The following is a 15,028-nucleotide window of genomic DNA, read 5'->3' as shown; positions in this document are numbered from 1 at the left end:
ATCATGGCCGGCCGCCTAGGCGGCATCGAGCGTTTCGACGACGAAGCTGCTGTTGGTGTAGACGCAGATATCGGCGGCGATCTGCATCGCCCTGCGGGCGATCTCCTCGGCGTCCTTGTCGGTGTCCATCAGCGCGCGGGCGGCGGCGAGCGCGTAGTTGCCGCCGGAGCCGATGGCCATGACGCCATGTTCTGGCTCGAGCACGTCACCGGTGCCGGTCAGCGCCAGCGAGACCGACTTGTCGGCGACCAGCATCATCGCTTCTAGGCGGCGCAGATAGCGGTCGGTGCGCCAGTCCTTGGCGAGCTCGACGCAGGCGCGGGTCAGTTGGTCAGGATATTGTTCGAGCTTGGCTTCGAGGCGTTCGAGGAGGGTGAAGGCGTCGGCGGTGGCGCCGGCAAAACCGGCAATGACACTGCCGCCCTTGCCGATGCGGCGCACCTTGCGGGCGTTGCCCTTCATGATGGTCTGGCCAAGACTGACCTGGCCGTCGCCGGCGATGACAACCTTGCTGCCCTTGCGCACGGTGACGATGGTCGTGGCGTGCATGGTCAGTTCATTCGACATTTCCTGCTCCGAGTCGCGCTATCCCTCAAAGGCGATTGGCGCGGTACGAGTGACTTTGATCGGCCATATGTATGCATAGGGCGAGTGATTGCAAACCGTCCGCGGCAAGGCCGATACAGTCCGGAATGGCAACTGGCAATCGCCGGATCATGCTGATAGAAGGCTCTCGTTTTCAAGCCCGCGCCTCTGAACAGGACAGACTGATGCCGCCCCGTTCCGCAGAAATCAGCCGCAAGACCAAGGAAACCGAGATTTCCGTATCGGTCCATGTCGACGGCACGGGTAAATCCGACATTTCGACGGGTGTCGGCTTCTTCGACCACATGCTCGATCAGCTGTCGCGCCATTCGCTGATCGACATGACGATCGAGGCCAAAGGCGATCTTCACATCGACGACCATCACACGGTCGAGGATACCGGCATTGCCATCGGCCAGGCGCTGAGCAAGGCTTTGGGGGAGCGGCGCGGCATCATGCGCTATGCCTCGATCGAGCTGGCTATGGACGAGACGCTGACCCGGGCGGCGATCGACGTTTCCGGCAGGCCGTTCCTGGTCTGGAACGTTTCCTTCTCGTCGCCGAAGATCGGCACATTCGACACCGAGCTGGTGCGCGAATTCTTCCAGGCGCTGGCGCAGAATGCCGGCATAGCGCTGCATGTGACCAACCACTACGGCGCCAATAACCATCATATTGCGGAAACCTGCTTCAAGGCCGTGGCCAGGGCGCTGCGCGTGGCGCTGGAGCCTGACCCGCGCCAGCCCGATGCGGTGCCGTCCACCAAGGGATCCCTGAAAGGATAACCCTATGGCCATCTATGTCGTGATGGAGCCGCCTGCGGGGGGCAACGAGGAGGACGCCGCCCTGGTGCGCGACAGCTTCACCTGGCTCGGCTTCCTGTTCTCGCCGATCTGGCTCGCCTGGCACCGCCTCTGGATCGAGGCCCTGCTCACCTTCGCGGCCATGGCCGCGTTGTCCATGCTCGGCGAGAAACTAAGGCTTGAATGGGCTGGATCGGCGCTCTCGCTGCTGGTGTCGCTCTATATCGGCTTCGAAGGCCAAGCCCTGCGGATCGCGGCGCTCCGCCGCCGCGGCTGGCGGGAATGGGGCGTCGTCGAGGCCGGCAGGCTCGGCGATGCCGAGGTCCGTCACGCGCTCGAAGCCAGCGAGCGCACGCAGGAACAGGCGCCGATGCCGCACATCGTGCCCGACACCAGCCTGGCGCGGCCGGCGCAGACGGGCATGGCGCTGGGGCTGACCCATACGCCGGGAAGGCCCTGACATGCGGGTAGCGATCATCGACTATGGGTCGGGCAATCTGCGCTCGGCCACCAAGGCCTTCGAGCGCGCCGCGCATGAGGCGGGCATCGCCGCGACCATCGATCTCACGGCCGACGCCGAGCGGGTGCGCAGCGCCGACCGCATCGTCCTGCCGGGCGTCGGCGCCTATGCAGACTGCGCGGCCGGCCTGCATGCCGTCACCGGCATGTGGGAAGCGGTGGAAGAGGCGGCGCTTCGCAAAGGGCGGCCGTTCCTCGGCATCTGCGTCGGCATGCAATTGATGTCGGAACGCGGGCTGGAAAAGACCGTCACTAAGGGTTTTGGCTGGATTGCCGGCAACGTCAAGGAAATCACGCCGAAGGATCCGGCACTGAAGATCCCGCAGATCGGCTGGAACACGATCGAGCTCGCGCGCAAGCATCCGCTGTTTTCGGGCATCGAGACCGGTCCGAAAGGGCTGCACGCCTATTTCGTCCATTCCTACCACCTGGAGGCGAGGAACCCGGCCGAGGTGCTGGCGACGGCCGACTATGGCGGGCCGGTGACGGCGGCCGTTGCCCGCGACAACTTTGCCGGCACGCAGTTCCATCCCGAGAAAAGCCAGGCGCTCGGCCTGGCGCTGATCACCAATTTCCTGAATTGGAGGCCCTGAATGACCAAGAAGGGCTACTGGATCGCCATGATCGATGTCCGCGACCCGGACACCTACAAGAAATACATCGAGGCCAACGCGAAGGCCTTCGCCAAATTTGGCGCGAAGTTTGCTGTTCGGGCCGGCCGCCATACCGACCCGGAGGGAGCAACGGGAAACCGCCATGTCGTGGTGGAGTTCGATTCTTACGACAGGGCGCTCGCCTGCTATCAGTCGCCCGAGTACCAGGAAGCCTTGAAATTCCGGCTGGCGGCATCGACCGGCCACTTCGCCATCGTCGAGGGCGCCTGGTCGTGATCCTGTTTCCGGCAATAGACCTCAAGGACGGCAAATGCGTGCGCCTGAAGCACGGCGACATGGCGACCGCCACCATCTACAACGATGACCCGGCGGCCCAGGCACGAGCCTTCGAAGAGCAAGGCTTCGAATGGCTGCACGTCGTCGACCTCAACGGCGCCTTCAAGGGCCAGAGCGTCAATTCCGCCGCGGTCGGCGCCATCCTCGAGGCGACGAAGAACCCGGTGCAGCTCGGCGGGGGCATCCGCACGCTGGCGCAGATCGAGGACTGGCTGGACCGCGGGCTGGCGCGAGTCATCCTCGGGACCGTGGCGGTGCGGGAGCCCGAACTGGTGAAGGAGGCATGCAGGACCTTTCCCGGCAAGGTAGCAGTCGGCATCGACGCCAAGGGCGGCAAGGTGGCGGTCGAGGGCTGGGCCGAAGCCTCGGAACTCGGCGTCATCGAATTGGCGAGGAAGTTCGAAGGTGCGGGCGTGGCGGCCATCATTTACACCGACATCGACCGCGACGGCGTGCTCTCCGGCATCAACTGGGATGCCACCATCGACCTTGCCGAGGCGGTGTCGATCCCGGTGATCGCTTCCGGCGGATTGGCCTCCATCGCCGACATCGTGCGCATGACCATGCCCGATGCGAAGCGCCTGGAGGGTGCGATCTCCGGTCGCGCGCTCTATGACGGGCGCATCGACCCGGCGGAGGCGCTCGCCATCCTGCGCGGCAACAACGCGGAGGCACGAGCGTGAACATCTCGATCATCCTGGCGTCCTATGACAGCGGCCACTTTCACGGCCGCTGTGGCCAAGGCCCCGATGCGCTGATCTCCGGCGGGCTGGCCGAGGCGCTGAAGCTTGCCGGTCACGACGTCGAGGTGCGCGACATCGGCAAGGTCGTCGAGGACGAGCAGGAGCGCGAGATCGGCACCGGATTTGCCGTCTGCAACGTCGTTTCGGGCGAGGTCCGCATCGCGCTGGACAATGGGCGCTTTCCCATCGTTCTGGCCGGCAATTGCCTGACCAGCGCGGGCGCGGTGGCCGGTGAAGGCGCGGACGCCATCATCTGGGCCGACCAGCATGGCGACCTCAACACGCCGGAAACCTCCACCTCCGGCTTTCTCGACGGCATGGCGCTGGCAACGGCGATTGGATTGTGCTGGCGGCGCATGGCGGCGCAGATTCCCGGCTTCAAGCCGATCGAGCCGGCCCGCTGTGTCCTGGTCAACGCACGCGACCTCGATACGGCCGAGAAAGAGCTTTTGGAGAAGCTGCCGATCATTCGCACCGAGTGTCCGGACTGGGCAGCCGCCGCGGCGAAGCTGAAGGCCACGGGTGCCGAGCGCATTCATATGCATGTCGACCTCGACGTGCATGATCCGGAAAAGCTGAAGGCCAATCGTTACGCAACGCCTGGCGGCCCGGCGCCGGAGCAGGTCCGCACCGCGATGTGCGGCCTTGCCGGCCCGCTCAGCATCGCCGGACTTACCATTTCCGCCTACGATCCGGCGTTCGACCCGAAGGGCGAGGTGCCGCCGCAGGTCGGCGAGCTGGTGGTCGACCTTTTGTCGACCATGGAGGGGCGCTGATGCTGAAAGCCCGCGTCATTCCCTGTCTCGACGTCAAGAACGGCCGCGTGGTCAAGGGCGTCAATTTCGTCGACCTGGTCGATGCCGGCGATCCGGTCGAGGCGGCCAAGGCCTATGACGCGGCGGGCGCCGACGAGCTCTGCTTCCTCGACATCACCGCATCGTCCGACAATCGCGAGACGATCTTCGACGTGGTCGCCCGCACGGCCGAACAATGTTTCATGCCGCTCACCGTCGGCGGCGGCGTGCGCCAGGTGGCCGACATACGAAGGCTGCTTCTGGCCGGCGCCGACAAGGTATCGATCAACACGGCGGCGGTGAAGAACCCGGATTTCGTCGCGGAGGCTGCCGACAAGTTCGGCAACCAGTGCATCGTCGTCGCCATCGACGCCAAGAAAGTATCGGCTGCCGGCGAGGCCAACCGCTGGGAGATCTTCACGCATGGCGGGCGCGAGAAGACCGGCATCGACGCGGTCGAGTTCGCCAAGAAGATGGTCGATCGCGGCGCCGGCGAGATCCTGCTGACCTCGATGGACCGCGACGGCACCAAGGCCGGCTACGATATCGCGCTGACCCGCGCGATCGCCGATGCCGTGCGTGTGCCGGTCATCGCTTCGGGCGGCGTCGGCACGCTTGATCACATGGTGGAAGGCATCCGCGATGGCCATGCCGCCGCCGTGCTTGCCGCCTCGATCTTTCATTTCGGCACCTACACCATCGCCCAGGCCAAGGCGCATATGGCGGGCGCCGGCCTGCCGATGCGGCTGGACTCGACCGTTCATCGGACTTAAACCACTGCTATGGCTCAATTTTCACTCGCCGAGCTGGAAACGATAATTCATCAGCGCGCCCATTCCGGTGATCCGGAGTCATGGACGGCGAAATTGTTCGCCAAGGGCATGGACAAGGCGGCGCAGAAGCTCGGCGAGGAAGCGGTCGAGGCTGTGATCGCCGCCGTTCGCGGCGACCGGCAGGCCCTCGTTTCGGAAAGCGCCGATCTTCTATATCATTGGCTGGTCGTCCTCGCGATCGCGGGCATTCCGCTGGAGGACGTGCTGAAGGAGCTCGAGGGCCGCACCGGCCGCTCGGGCGTCGCTGAAAAGGCGTCCCGGCCCCGGGGCTGACCGCTAAAGACGGATAGAGCATGATGTCGTCCGAAAACCGCTCCACACTTTTCGGCATCATGCTCTAGGAGCGCAGGAGACTCGATGGACCAGCTTGCTCCGACCGAGAAATACTCCCCCTTTCGTTTCTTCTCGGCCGAGCAATGGTCGCAGTTCCGCGCCGACACGCCGCTCACGCTGACCGAGGACGAGATCGACCGGCTGCGTTCGCTCAATGACCCGGTCGACCTCGAAGAGGTCAAGCGCATCTACCTCTCGCTTTCCCGTCTGCTTTCGGCGCATGTCGAGGCGAGCCAGCTGCTGTTCAGGCAGCGCCAGGCCTTCTTCAACGCGCAGGACGTCGTCAAGACGCCGTTCATCATCGGCATCGCCGGCTCGGTCGCCGTCGGCAAATCGACCACCGCTCGCGTGCTTAAGGAATTGCTGGCGCGCTGGCCGTCGAGCCCGAAGGTCGATCTCATCACCACCGACGGCTTCCTCTTGCCGAACGAGATCCTGCGCCGCAACAATCTGATGGAGCGCAAGGGCTTTCCAGAAAGCTACGACGTCGGCGCCCTGCTCCGCTTCCTTTCCGGCATCAAGTCGGCGCAGCGCGATGTCCGGGCCCCGGTCTACTCGCACCTGACCTACGACGTCATTCCGGGCGAGTTCGTCACCATCGACAGGCCGGACATTTTGATCTTCGAAGGCATCAATGTTTTGCAGCCGGGCAAGCTGCCGAAGGACGGCAAGATCGTGCCGTTCCTGTCGGATTTCTTCGACTTCGCCATCTATATCGATGCCGACGAGAAGCTGATTCACCAGTGGTACACCCAGCGCTTCATGCGACTGCGCGAGACTGCCTTCCGCAACCCGGACTCCTTCTTCCACCGCTATTCGCAGCTGTCGGAGGATGCCGCCCGCGCCATCGCCGAGGGCCTGTGGAGCAACATCAACCTGAAGAATTTGCGCGAGAACATCCTGCCGACCAGGGCGCGCGCCGACCTCATCCTGCGCAAAGGCGCCAACCACCTGGTCGAAGAGGTGGCATTGCGGAAACTCTGATAGAATCCGGCGGACCGGCGCCTAAAGCGCATGGCCCTGGCGTCGATTCAGGCGACGCGCTTTCAAATTAGTCTTTGTTCTTAGTCGGCGGCAGCTTCGATAAGGAGCCGGGTCTCAGCAGACCGTAGCGGCGGCCACGGGACGGTTGACGGCTCCGATCGGCATGTTCGGCACGAGGCGACGGTCCGCGGGGATCAGCTTGCGAGCGACGATGTAAATCACAGACACGACGATGACGGCGACATAGCTGTCTATTGCATAGTGCCATGCCAGATAGACCGAGCTGACAGCAACAAAGGCCACGTAGAGCAGAGCGAAGGCGCCGAGGAGGCGGCTGTATTCGCGCACGAACAATGCATTGAGCATTGCAAGGCCGACGTGAACGCTGGGAAACGCCGAGATACCCGTGGCAAAACCGGTCTGCTTGGCCTCATACAGCGACCATAGATACTGCTGGTAGGCGGCCGCGGAGTTGCTTGACCCAGCCCCGCGGGCCAGGAATGCAAGCTGTTCACCAAATCGCGCCGTGTCTCCCGTGACCGCGCCGTAAAATGCCGGACCCGCCGAGAGGAACAGCGCCGCCAGGATGTTCCCGACCAGAATCCAGACTGCCATAAAGCAGGCGAGATAGCGCGTTCGGACCGATGCCACCATGGGCGATGTGGCGACGAAGAACAAGCCGACGAAATTCAGCAGAAACCAGAAGACGTTGTAGTTCCATTCTATTATGGCGCGCACCAGATCACTTTCGGCCACGGAGTAGAGCCAGCGCCACGGATCGGCGCCCAAATGGAGGAAAGCGTCGATGTCCGCGTGCAGGACATCGAATTGAAAACCGCCTTGCCAGGCCGACATTCCGTTTTTCACGGAAGTGAAATTGCCCTGAAAGATCATGAGCGCCATCAGAAGGCACAATCCCGATAGCGAATATGCCAACCGCCCGGTCGAAAACACTCTTTTCGCAACCAAACGTCGCCGGGAATTGAAGCGATGCATAATGAGAATTGCGTCGGCAAGGATTGCTATTGTGGGCAGTGCGAAGCCGTTGAGGGAGATCCAGGACCCGAAATATATCGAGAACGCGAGGCGGTCGGCCGCGCCAATCGCGTTCAGAAAGATCAGCCCGGCCAAAACATAAATGACGATGGCCAGATAGAGGCCCGAATCCCTCCGAACGAGTTGGGCTGCCTCCGTGACGATTGCCCACAGGCCGCGGAGGACCGAATAGCTTTGCGTCATTGCCGAGCCCCAAGCTGCAATAGCTGCCCGTCTTTATGAGGAAAACTTCTAGATTTCGTTAGCTTGCGGGCACCGTTACCCGCCGCAGCGTCAGATTGATACGGCCGCCACTCCTCAACAGCGCCGAGGTCGCTGGGTAGATGCGGTCAACGCCGTGGAAACAGAGGCGTCCCTCCCCGCCAAGCACGACGACATCGCCGCTCTTCAGCCTGAACGACTTGGTGCCGCCTTCGCGCGTGGTGTGACCGACCCGAAACAGGCAGTCGTCGCCGAGCGACACCGAAACGACGGGTGCTGCGAAATCCTGCTCGTCGCGGTCCTGGTGCAGACCCATCTTGGCCTCGCTCGAATAGAAATTGACGAGGCAGGCTTCCGGCGCGTGCGAATAGGCCGACACCTCGCACCACACTTTTATCAGGGCTTCGGGGATCGGCGGCCAGGGCTCGCCTGTCACCGGGTGCATCGGCTGGTAGCGATAGCCGCGCTCGCGGTCGGTCACCCAACCGAGCGTCCCGCAATTGGTCATGCGCACGCTCATCTCCTTGCCGGTGCGCGGCATGGCAGGCACGTAAAGCGGCGCCGCCTGCACGACGCGCCTGATCTCCTCGACCAGCGCTTCCTGCTCCGTGCGCGACAGATAGCCCGGCATATGGCGAACGCCCTTGGGCAGAACGAGCATGGGATTCGATCCGATCAGTCCGTCCGAGCATGCCACCGGCAGAACGGCTTCGCGACCCGAAAGCGGCCGTCGTCGGATCTCGGCCCCTAGTCGCTTTCGACCCGGCCGCGCAGCTTCTTCACCGTCGAGCGCCCGGCCTTGGTCTTGAGGCGCCGCTCGACGGCGCCCTTCGAAGGCTTCGTCTTCTTGCGCGGCGGCGGCGGCGGCTCGGCCGCCTTGGCGACCAGTGCCGTCAACCTGGCTCGCGCGTCGGCGCGATTCTGTTCCTGAGTGCGGAAGCGCCCGGCCTCGATGACGATGACGCCATCCTTGGTTGCGCGCTGGCCGGCGAGCTTGATGGCGCGCTCCCGCACCCGCTCCGACAGGCCCGGCGCATTGGCGGCGTCGAAGCGCAGCTGGACGGCGGTCGCCACCTTGTTGACGTTCTGGCCGCCCGGGCCGGAAGAGCGGATGAAGTCCTCGTGCAGGTCATCCGGATGGATGACCGCATCACTGGCGATGATGATCCTGTCGTCGGCATTCATGCGCACAGTCATGGCGCGGCGGCGGGAAAAAGAAAAGGCCCGGCCAAAGCCGGGCCCTGGAGGAAGATGTTGGAGCGGCAGCTATTCCGCCGCCTCCTGCAGGCGCGGTGCCGCGCCGCGGATGGCCGCGTCGACATGTGTTTCGAATTTCTCGAAGTTGGCGGCGAACATGTTGACCAGCTTGGAGGCCTGCCTGTCATAGGCCGCCTTGTCGGCCCAGGTCGAGCGCGGATCGAGAATGGCGCCGTCGACGCCCGGCACCGCCACCGGCACCTCGAAGCCGAAATTGGCATCGGTGCGGAATTCGGCGGCATTGAGCGAGCCGTCGAGCGCCGCGCCGAGCAGGGCGCGCGTCACCTTGATCGGCATGCGACGCCCGGTGCCATAGGCGCCGCCGGTCCAGCCGGTGTTGACCAGCCAGCAATCGACGCCATGGCCGGCGATCAGCTCGCGCAGCAGATTGCCGTATTCTGACGGATGGCGCGGCATGAAGGGCGCGCCGAAGCAGGTCGAGAAGGTCGCCTCGGGTTCAGTTATGCCCTTTTCGGTTCCGGCGACCTTGGCGGTATAGCCGGAGAGGAAGTGATACATCGCCTGCGCCGGCGTCAGCCGGGCGATCGGCGGCATGACGCCGAAGGCGTCGGCCGTCAGCATGATGATGTTCTTCGGATGGCCGGCGCGGCCGGTCCGCGAGGCATTGGGAATGTAGTCCAGCGGATAGGCGCAGCGCGTGTTCTCGGTGAGGCGGCCGTCGTCGAAATCCGGCGCGCGCGCAGCGTCGAGAATCACATTCTCCAGCACCGTGCCGAAGCGCTGCGTGGTGGCGAATATCTCGGGCTCCGCCTCGGCCGAAAGCCTGATCGTCTTGGCGTAGCAGCCACCTTCGAAGTTGAAGATGCCGTGCGGCCCCCAGCCGTGCTCGTCGTCGCCGATCAGCGTGCGCGATGGATCGGCCGACAGTGTCGTCTTGCCTGTGCCGGAAAGGCCGAAGAAGACGGCCGCGTCGCCGGCGGGTCCTTCGTTGGCCGAGCAATGCATCGGCATGACGCCTTTTTGCGGCAGCAGGTAGTTCAGCACGGTGAACACCGATTTCTTCATCTCGCCGGCATAGGACGTGCCGCCGATCAGCACGATCTTGCGGGTGAGGTCGACCGCGATAACCGTCGCCGCGCGGGTGCCGTGGCGGGCCGGGTCGGCGCGGAAGGACGGCAGGTCGATGATCGTCATCTGCGGCACGAAGCGGTCGAGCTCGGCGGCTTGCGGGCGGATCAGGAGATTGCGGATGAACAGCGAGTGCCAGGCGAATTCCGTCACGACGCGAACCGGCAGCTGGAACTCGGCGTCGGCGCCGCCGACGAGATCCTGCACATAGAGATCCTTGGCCGCAGCATGGGCGCGGAAATCGGCGAGGAGCGTCTCGAACTGCGCCGGCGAGATCGCCTTGTTGTTTTCCCACCAGACATGCGGGGCGGTGCTGTCGTCACGCACGACGAACTTGTCCTTCGGCGAGCGTCCGGTGTGCTGGCCGGTCTCGGCAACCAGCGCGCCCTGCGCGGTCAATTTCGCCTCGCCGCGGCGGATCGCTTCCTCATAGAGCTCGGCAGCGCCGAAATTATATCGCACCGTGCCCGTGGTCTTCAGGCCGATCGCGTCAATGGCGCAGTCGGGGTTGCGTTTGCCGGCTTCCGACATCAAATTTCCTCTCCGGATTTTGGCCGCGTCTGACCGGTCATTGCCGGAACGCGCAAGGGACTAATTAGGGTCAGAACCAGAAAAGGCGAATGATATCAAATCATTAATCGATTTAAAAATTTTGAAAGTTGTTTAAATCGTTTATATGTGCAAAAAATCACAGAGGTTGCCCAAAGGATTGGCAGGCTTCGTTCGTCCAATCCGGTTATGGGTGCGATCGTGTGTAGCGGCAGGCCGCCCGTGACTTCGGACAAGGCCCGTGCCACATTTTGTACCCAATTTGTCCTGCAAAAGCCCTTTCTCGACGACAGAAGGGACAGCTCATGAGGGAGCCGCTTGAAATGGCAACAATCGCGCTTGTCGACGACGACCGAAATATTTTGACTTCGGTGTCGATCGCGCTCGAATCCGAGGGCTACCGCGTCGAAACCTACACCGACGGCGCGTCGGCACTCGAAGGCCTGGCGGCGCGGCCGCCCAATCTCGCCATCCTCGACATCAAGATGCCGCGCATGGACGGCATGGAGCTGTTGCGCCGGATGCGGCAAAAATCCGACTTGCCGGTGATCTTCCTGACGTCGAAGGACGACGAGATCGACGAATTGTTCGGCCTCAAGATGGGGGCCGACGACTTCATCCGCAAACCGTTCTCGCAGCGCTTGCTTGTCGAGCGGGTGCGCGCGGTGCTGCGCCGCACCAGCGCCCGCGAGGCGGCCGCCAAGGCGCCCAGCCAGCAGGCGCGCTCGCTCGAGCGCGGCCAACTGGTGATGGACCAGGAGCGGCACACCTGCACCTGGAAGGGCGAGCCGGTGACGCTGACGGTAACCGAGTTCCTGATCCTGCATTCGCTTGCGCAGCGCCCCGGCGTGGTAAAAAGCCGTGATGCGCTGATGGACTCGGCCTATGATGAGCAGGTCTATGTCGACGACCGCACCATCGACAGCCACATCAAGCGGCTGCGCAAGAAGTTCAAGGCCGTCGATGACGACTTCGAGATGATCGAAACCCTTTACGGAGTCGGGTACCGGTTTCGGGAAGCTTGATATAGTGAATAGTCAATGGTGAATGGTGGATGGTGCGAGCGGCCCACTGGGCTCTATCTAAGCGCCCCATTTTTCCATCCGCCATGCACCATTCACCGGACAGGGACTGCTAGTTGATGGCAGTGGACGCAGAGCGAGGCAGGCGGGCGGGCGCGGCGAAGCGCCCGTCGCGTATCGTGCCTGCATTCCTGTCGAAGATCACGGTGCCGATGCGCCGCTTCCTCGGCCACCACATCTTCTCCAGCCTGACGCGGCGCATCCTGTTTCTCAACCTGGCCGGCCTTGCCGTGCTGGTCACGGGCATCCTCTACCTCAACACCTTCCGCGACGGGCTGATCGACGCCCGCGTCGAAAGCCTGATGACGCAAGGCGAGATCATCGCCGGCGCCATCGCGGCCTCGGCGACGGTCGAGACCGACTCGATCAGCATCGATCCGGAAAAGCTGCTCGAGCTGCAGGCCGGCGAAAGCCTGGGGCCAGGCTCCGACCAGCTCGACAATCTCGACTTCCCGATCAATCCCGAGCGCGTGGCGCCGGTGCTGCGGCGGCTGATCTCGCCGACCCGCACGCGCGCCCGCATCTACGACCGCGACGCGAACCTGCTGCTCGATTCGCGGCATCTCTATTCGCGCGGCCAGATCCTGCGCTACGACCTCCCGCCTGTCGACGACGAGCAGCCCGGCCTTTTGGAGCGCGTCGAGAAATTCGTCTTCGACTTCTTCCGCAACAAGGACCTGCCCGTCTATCACGAACAGCCCGGCGGCAATGGCGCGGCCTTCCCCGAAGTGGTCAAGGCGCTGACCGGCAGTCCCTCGACCATCGTGCGGGTAAGCGAGCAGGGCGAACAGATCGTCTCGGTAGCGGTGCCGATCCAGCGCTTCCGCGCCGTGCTCGGGGTCTTGATGCTGTCCACCGAAGGCGGCGACATCGACAAGATCGTCGCGGCCGAACGCAAGGCGATCCTGCGCGTGTTCGGCATCGCGGCGCTCGTCACGGCCATCCTCTCGCTGCTGTTGGCCTCCACGATCGCCAATCCGCTGCGGCGGCTGTCGGCTGCTGCCGTACGGGTGCGGCGCGGCGTCAAGAACCGCGAGGAGATCCCTGACTTCTCCGACCGTCAGGACGAGATCGGCAATCTGTCGATCGCGGTGCGCGACATGACAAACGCGCTCTATGCGCGCATCGAGGCGATCGAAAGCTTCGCTGCCGATGTCTCGCACGAGCTCAAGAATCCGCTGACCTCGCTGCGCAGCGCGGTCGAAACGCTGCCTCTGGCCAAGAACGACACCTCACGCGAGCGTTTGATGGAAATCATCCAGCACGACGTGAAGCGGCTCGACCGGCTGATCACCGACATTTCCGATGCCTCGCGGCTCGATGCCGAATTGGCGCGCGAGGATGCCTCGACGGTCGACCTGAAGAAGTTCATCACCGATCTTGTCGCGGTCTCGCGCGAGACGACGCGCAACAAGAAGTCGGTCGAGATCGAGCTCAAGGTCGCCAAGCTGCCGCAGGGCGTCAAAGGCTATGTCGTCGTCGGCCATGATCTGAGGATCGGCCAGGTCATCACCAACCTGATCGAGAACGCGCGTTCCTTCGTTCCCGAGGAACACGGCCATATCACCATCTCGCTGGCGCGCGCCGGCAAGTTCAACATCGTCACCGTCGACGACAACGGTCCGGGCATCAGAGCCGAAAAGATCGATCGCATCTTCGAGCGCTTCTATACCGACCGGCCCGCCGGTGAGGCCTTCGGCCAGAACTCCGGCCTGGGCCTGTCGATCAGCCGCCAGATCGTCGAAGCGCATGGCGGCACGCTGACGGCGGAAAACATCCCCGGCACCAAGCCGGGCGAGATCAAGGGCGCGCGCTTCGTGGTGACCCTGCCGGCCGAAGGCTGATCTCCGTTCCCAGACAGAAACGATCATGTCCGAACTTGCCGTGAAGCCCGAAAATATCCACGCAACGGCGATCCTGATCGGCGATCGCGGCGTCCTCATCACCGGGCCGTCCGGCGCCGGCAAGACCACGCTGGCGCTGACGCTCATCGATCATTGCCGGGTGCGCGGGCTGTTTTCGCGACTGATCGGCGACGACAGGCTGCTTGCCGCCCCGCGTCACGGGCGGCTGGTCTGCCGGGCGCCGGCCACCATCGCCGGTCTCGCCGAAGTGCCCGGCTTCATTCCGAGCCCGCTGCCGTTCGAGCCGGGCGGCGTGATCGACCTGCACGTCCGGCTGGTGCCGAAAGAGGAAATGGCCCGCTTCCAGGAAGAAATCAGCGAGCCGGTCGCGGGCTGCCTGGTGCCGCGCATCGATCTTGCGGAGCGCAATGTTGTCACAGGCGTGCCGGCCGTGATGGCGCGGCTGTCGATAGCGCCTTTTTCATGATCCGGGTCCGGATTTTTTGCTGCAATGCGTCAAAATGGACCGGGCCGTCGCAATTTTGGGCTTGTCAACCGGCCGTGCGTCGACAAGATAGCGCTCCCGCCGCCTGGAATGGTTGGCGAACATAAAATACGCCAGTAAAGCGGCGATGACGGGAGCCACCAAAGAATGATCGGACTCGTGCTCGTGACGCACGGTCAACTCGCCACCGAGTTCCGGCATGCCGTCGAACACGTGGTGGGGCCACAGGACAATTTCGAAACGGTCGCGATCGGCGCCGACGACGACATGGAGAAACGCCGGGCCGACATCGTCGACGCGGTGGCACGCGTCGACACCGGGGCCGGCGTCATCGTGCTCACCGACATGTTCGGCGGCACGCCTTCCAACCTCGCCATCTCGGTGATGGAATCGGGCCGCACCGAGGTCATCGCCGGCATGAACCTGCCGATGCTGATCAAGCTCTCCTCGGTCCGCAAGGGCGACAACATGGCCGCCGCGCTCGACGAGGCGCAGGCCGCAGGGCGCAAGTACATCAACGTCGCCAGCCAGCTTCTGAGCAGCAAATGAACGCCCATGCGCCGGAAAAAGACGAGGTTGTGCGTGAGTTCCCGATCGTCAACCAGCGCGGCCTGCATGCCCGCGCCTCGGCCAAGTTCGTCCAGGTCGCCAGCGGCTTCGACGCAACCATCCATGTCGAGAAGGACGGCGTGAAGGTCGGCGGCACCTCGATCATGGGCCTGATGATGCTGGCGGCAAGCCCCGGCTACTCGATCCGCGTCACCGCCACCGGTCCGCAAGCCGGTCCGGCCATGGACGCGCTGGAGCAATTGGTCGCCTCGCGCTTCGGCGAGGAAATCTGAAGGCCGCCGATCGCTGCTCGCATTGTCTCGAAAGACATGCACGAATAAAGATTTCTTTA

Annotated in this window: 19 protein-coding genes; 14 read left to right on the top strand and 5 right to left on the bottom strand. The window is 63.8% G+C overall.

Translation table 11 applies throughout. The annotated features are described in order from the left end of the window. Window positions 1-15: 15 nt before the first annotated feature. Window positions 16-567 carry an ATP-dependent protease subunit HslV gene (gene hslV / locus A9K66_RS12375; RefSeq protein ID WP_067002895.1) on the bottom strand — a complete coding sequence of 184 codons (552 nt, stop codon included), beginning with the start codon at window positions 565-567 and terminating at the stop codon, window positions 16-18. A 203-nt stretch (window positions 568-770) separates the two neighbouring features. On the opposite strand from hslV, the gene hisB reads away from it, so the two are divergent. The 9 genes from hisB to coaA all read left to right on the top strand — a co-directional run bounded on the left by hisB (window position 771) and on the right by coaA (window position 6,544). Further along, window positions 771-1,370: an imidazoleglycerol-phosphate dehydratase HisB gene (hisB, locus tag A9K66_RS12370; RefSeq protein WP_067323889.1), complete on the top strand. Its 600-nt coding sequence runs from the start codon at window positions 771-773 to the stop codon at window positions 1,368-1,370. 4 nt (window positions 1,371-1,374) lie between these two features. Then, window positions 1,375-1,848 carry a DUF2628 domain-containing protein gene (locus A9K66_RS12365; RefSeq protein WP_067323887.1) on the top strand — a complete coding sequence of 158 codons (474 nt, stop codon included), beginning with the start codon at window positions 1,375-1,377 and terminating at the stop codon, window positions 1,846-1,848. A gap of 1 nt (window position 1,849) precedes the next feature. Further along, complete coding sequence (hisH, locus tag A9K66_RS12360; protein WP_067323885.1) at window positions 1,850-2,500, top strand: imidazole glycerol phosphate synthase subunit HisH; 651 nt, start codon at window positions 1,850-1,852, stop codon at window positions 2,498-2,500. Then, window positions 2,501-2,797 carry a DUF1330 domain-containing protein gene (locus A9K66_RS12355; RefSeq protein WP_067323883.1) on the top strand — a complete coding sequence of 99 codons (297 nt, stop codon included), beginning with the start codon at window positions 2,501-2,503 and terminating at the stop codon, window positions 2,795-2,797. It begins immediately after the preceding gene. Beyond that, entirely contained in the window at window positions 2,794-3,540 is a 747-nt protein-coding gene (hisA, locus tag A9K66_RS12350) for a 1-(5-phosphoribosyl)-5-[(5-phosphoribosylamino)methylideneamino]imidazole-4-carboxamide isomerase (protein WP_067323881.1), read from the top strand. The genes A9K66_RS12355 and hisA overlap by 4 nt, the downstream gene beginning before the upstream one ends. After that, window positions 3,537-4,376: an arginase family protein gene (locus tag A9K66_RS12345; RefSeq protein WP_067323879.1), complete on the top strand. Its 840-nt coding sequence runs from the start codon at window positions 3,537-3,539 to the stop codon at window positions 4,374-4,376. Before hisA ends, A9K66_RS12345 begins: the two co-directional genes overlap by 4 nt. After that, window positions 4,373-5,167, top strand: a complete 795-nt coding sequence (gene hisF / locus A9K66_RS12340; protein ID WP_067324668.1) for an imidazole glycerol phosphate synthase subunit HisF — start codon at window positions 4,373-4,375, stop codon at window positions 5,165-5,167. The genes A9K66_RS12345 and hisF overlap by 4 nt, the downstream gene beginning before the upstream one ends. 9 nt (window positions 5,168-5,176) lie before the next feature. After that, the gene (locus A9K66_RS12335) at window positions 5,177-5,500 is read left to right on the top strand and encodes a phosphoribosyl-ATP diphosphatase (RefSeq protein ID WP_067323877.1); all 324 of its coding nucleotides are present in this window, start codon (window positions 5,177-5,179) and stop codon (window positions 5,498-5,500) included. Window positions 5,501-5,584: 84 nt separating this feature from the next. Further along, window positions 5,585-6,544 (top strand): type I pantothenate kinase, encoded by a 960-nt coding sequence (gene coaA, locus A9K66_RS12330; RefSeq protein ID WP_067002907.1) that lies wholly within the window; start codon window positions 5,585-5,587, stop codon window positions 6,542-6,544. A 114-nt stretch (window positions 6,545-6,658) separates the two neighbouring features. Here the strand turns inward: coaA and A9K66_RS12325 are convergent, their stop codons facing one another. The 4 genes from A9K66_RS12325 to A9K66_RS12310 form a co-directional block, all read right to left on the bottom strand. Then, a complete protein-coding gene (locus A9K66_RS12325; protein ID WP_067323875.1) occupies window positions 6,659-7,783 on the bottom strand; it encodes a phosphatase PAP2 family protein in 1,125 nt (374 codons plus the stop codon). A 58-nt stretch (window positions 7,784-7,841) separates the two neighbouring features. After that, a complete protein-coding gene (locus tag A9K66_RS12320; RefSeq protein WP_067324667.1) occupies window positions 7,842-8,462 on the bottom strand; it encodes an alpha-ketoglutarate-dependent dioxygenase AlkB in 621 nt (206 codons plus the stop codon). Between the two features lie 86 nt (window positions 8,463-8,548). Next, window positions 8,549-8,986 (bottom strand): alternative ribosome rescue aminoacyl-tRNA hydrolase ArfB, encoded by a 438-nt coding sequence (arfB, locus tag A9K66_RS12315; protein WP_067002912.1) that lies wholly within the window; start codon window positions 8,984-8,986, stop codon window positions 8,549-8,551. An 81-nt stretch (window positions 8,987-9,067) separates the two neighbouring features. Next, complete coding sequence (locus A9K66_RS12310; protein WP_067323873.1) at window positions 9,068-10,678, bottom strand: phosphoenolpyruvate carboxykinase; 1,611 nt, start codon at window positions 10,676-10,678, stop codon at window positions 9,068-9,070. A gap of 341 nt (window positions 10,679-11,019) precedes the next feature. Here A9K66_RS12310 and A9K66_RS12305 point away from each other — a divergent pair, with 341 nt between their 5' ends. From A9K66_RS12305 to A9K66_RS12285, 5 genes are all read left to right on the top strand, one after another. Next, window positions 11,020-11,721, top strand: coding sequence for a response regulator transcription factor (locus A9K66_RS12305; protein WP_006201274.1), 702 nt, complete (start codon window positions 11,020-11,022; stop codon window positions 11,719-11,721). Between the two features lie 116 nt (window positions 11,722-11,837). Further along, a complete protein-coding gene (locus tag A9K66_RS12300; RefSeq protein WP_067323871.1) occupies window positions 11,838-13,622 on the top strand; it encodes a sensor histidine kinase in 1,785 nt (594 codons plus the stop codon). A 25-nt stretch (window positions 13,623-13,647) separates the two neighbouring features. Next, window positions 13,648-14,109, top strand: a complete 462-nt coding sequence (locus A9K66_RS12295; protein ID WP_067323869.1) for a serine kinase — start codon at window positions 13,648-13,650, stop codon at window positions 14,107-14,109. A gap of 165 nt (window positions 14,110-14,274) precedes the next feature. Continuing rightward, complete coding sequence (locus tag A9K66_RS12290; RefSeq protein ID WP_067002921.1) at window positions 14,275-14,676, top strand: PTS sugar transporter subunit IIA; 402 nt, start codon at window positions 14,275-14,277, stop codon at window positions 14,674-14,676. Further along, window positions 14,673-14,969 (top strand): HPr family phosphocarrier protein, encoded by a 297-nt coding sequence (locus tag A9K66_RS12285; protein ID WP_067323867.1) that lies wholly within the window; start codon window positions 14,673-14,675, stop codon window positions 14,967-14,969. The genes A9K66_RS12290 and A9K66_RS12285 overlap by 4 nt, the downstream gene beginning before the upstream one ends. The last annotated feature ends 59 nt before the right edge of the window (window positions 14,970-15,028 follow it).

The sequence above is a fragment of the Mesorhizobium sp. AA23 genome (assembly GCF_001672435.1).
In the GTDB taxonomy this organism is placed as follows: Bacteria; Pseudomonadota; Alphaproteobacteria; order Rhizobiales; family Rhizobiaceae; genus Mesorhizobium.
The sequence above is the reverse complement of the archived record's forward strand: the minus strand, read 5'-3'. Positions and strand labels throughout refer to the sequence as shown.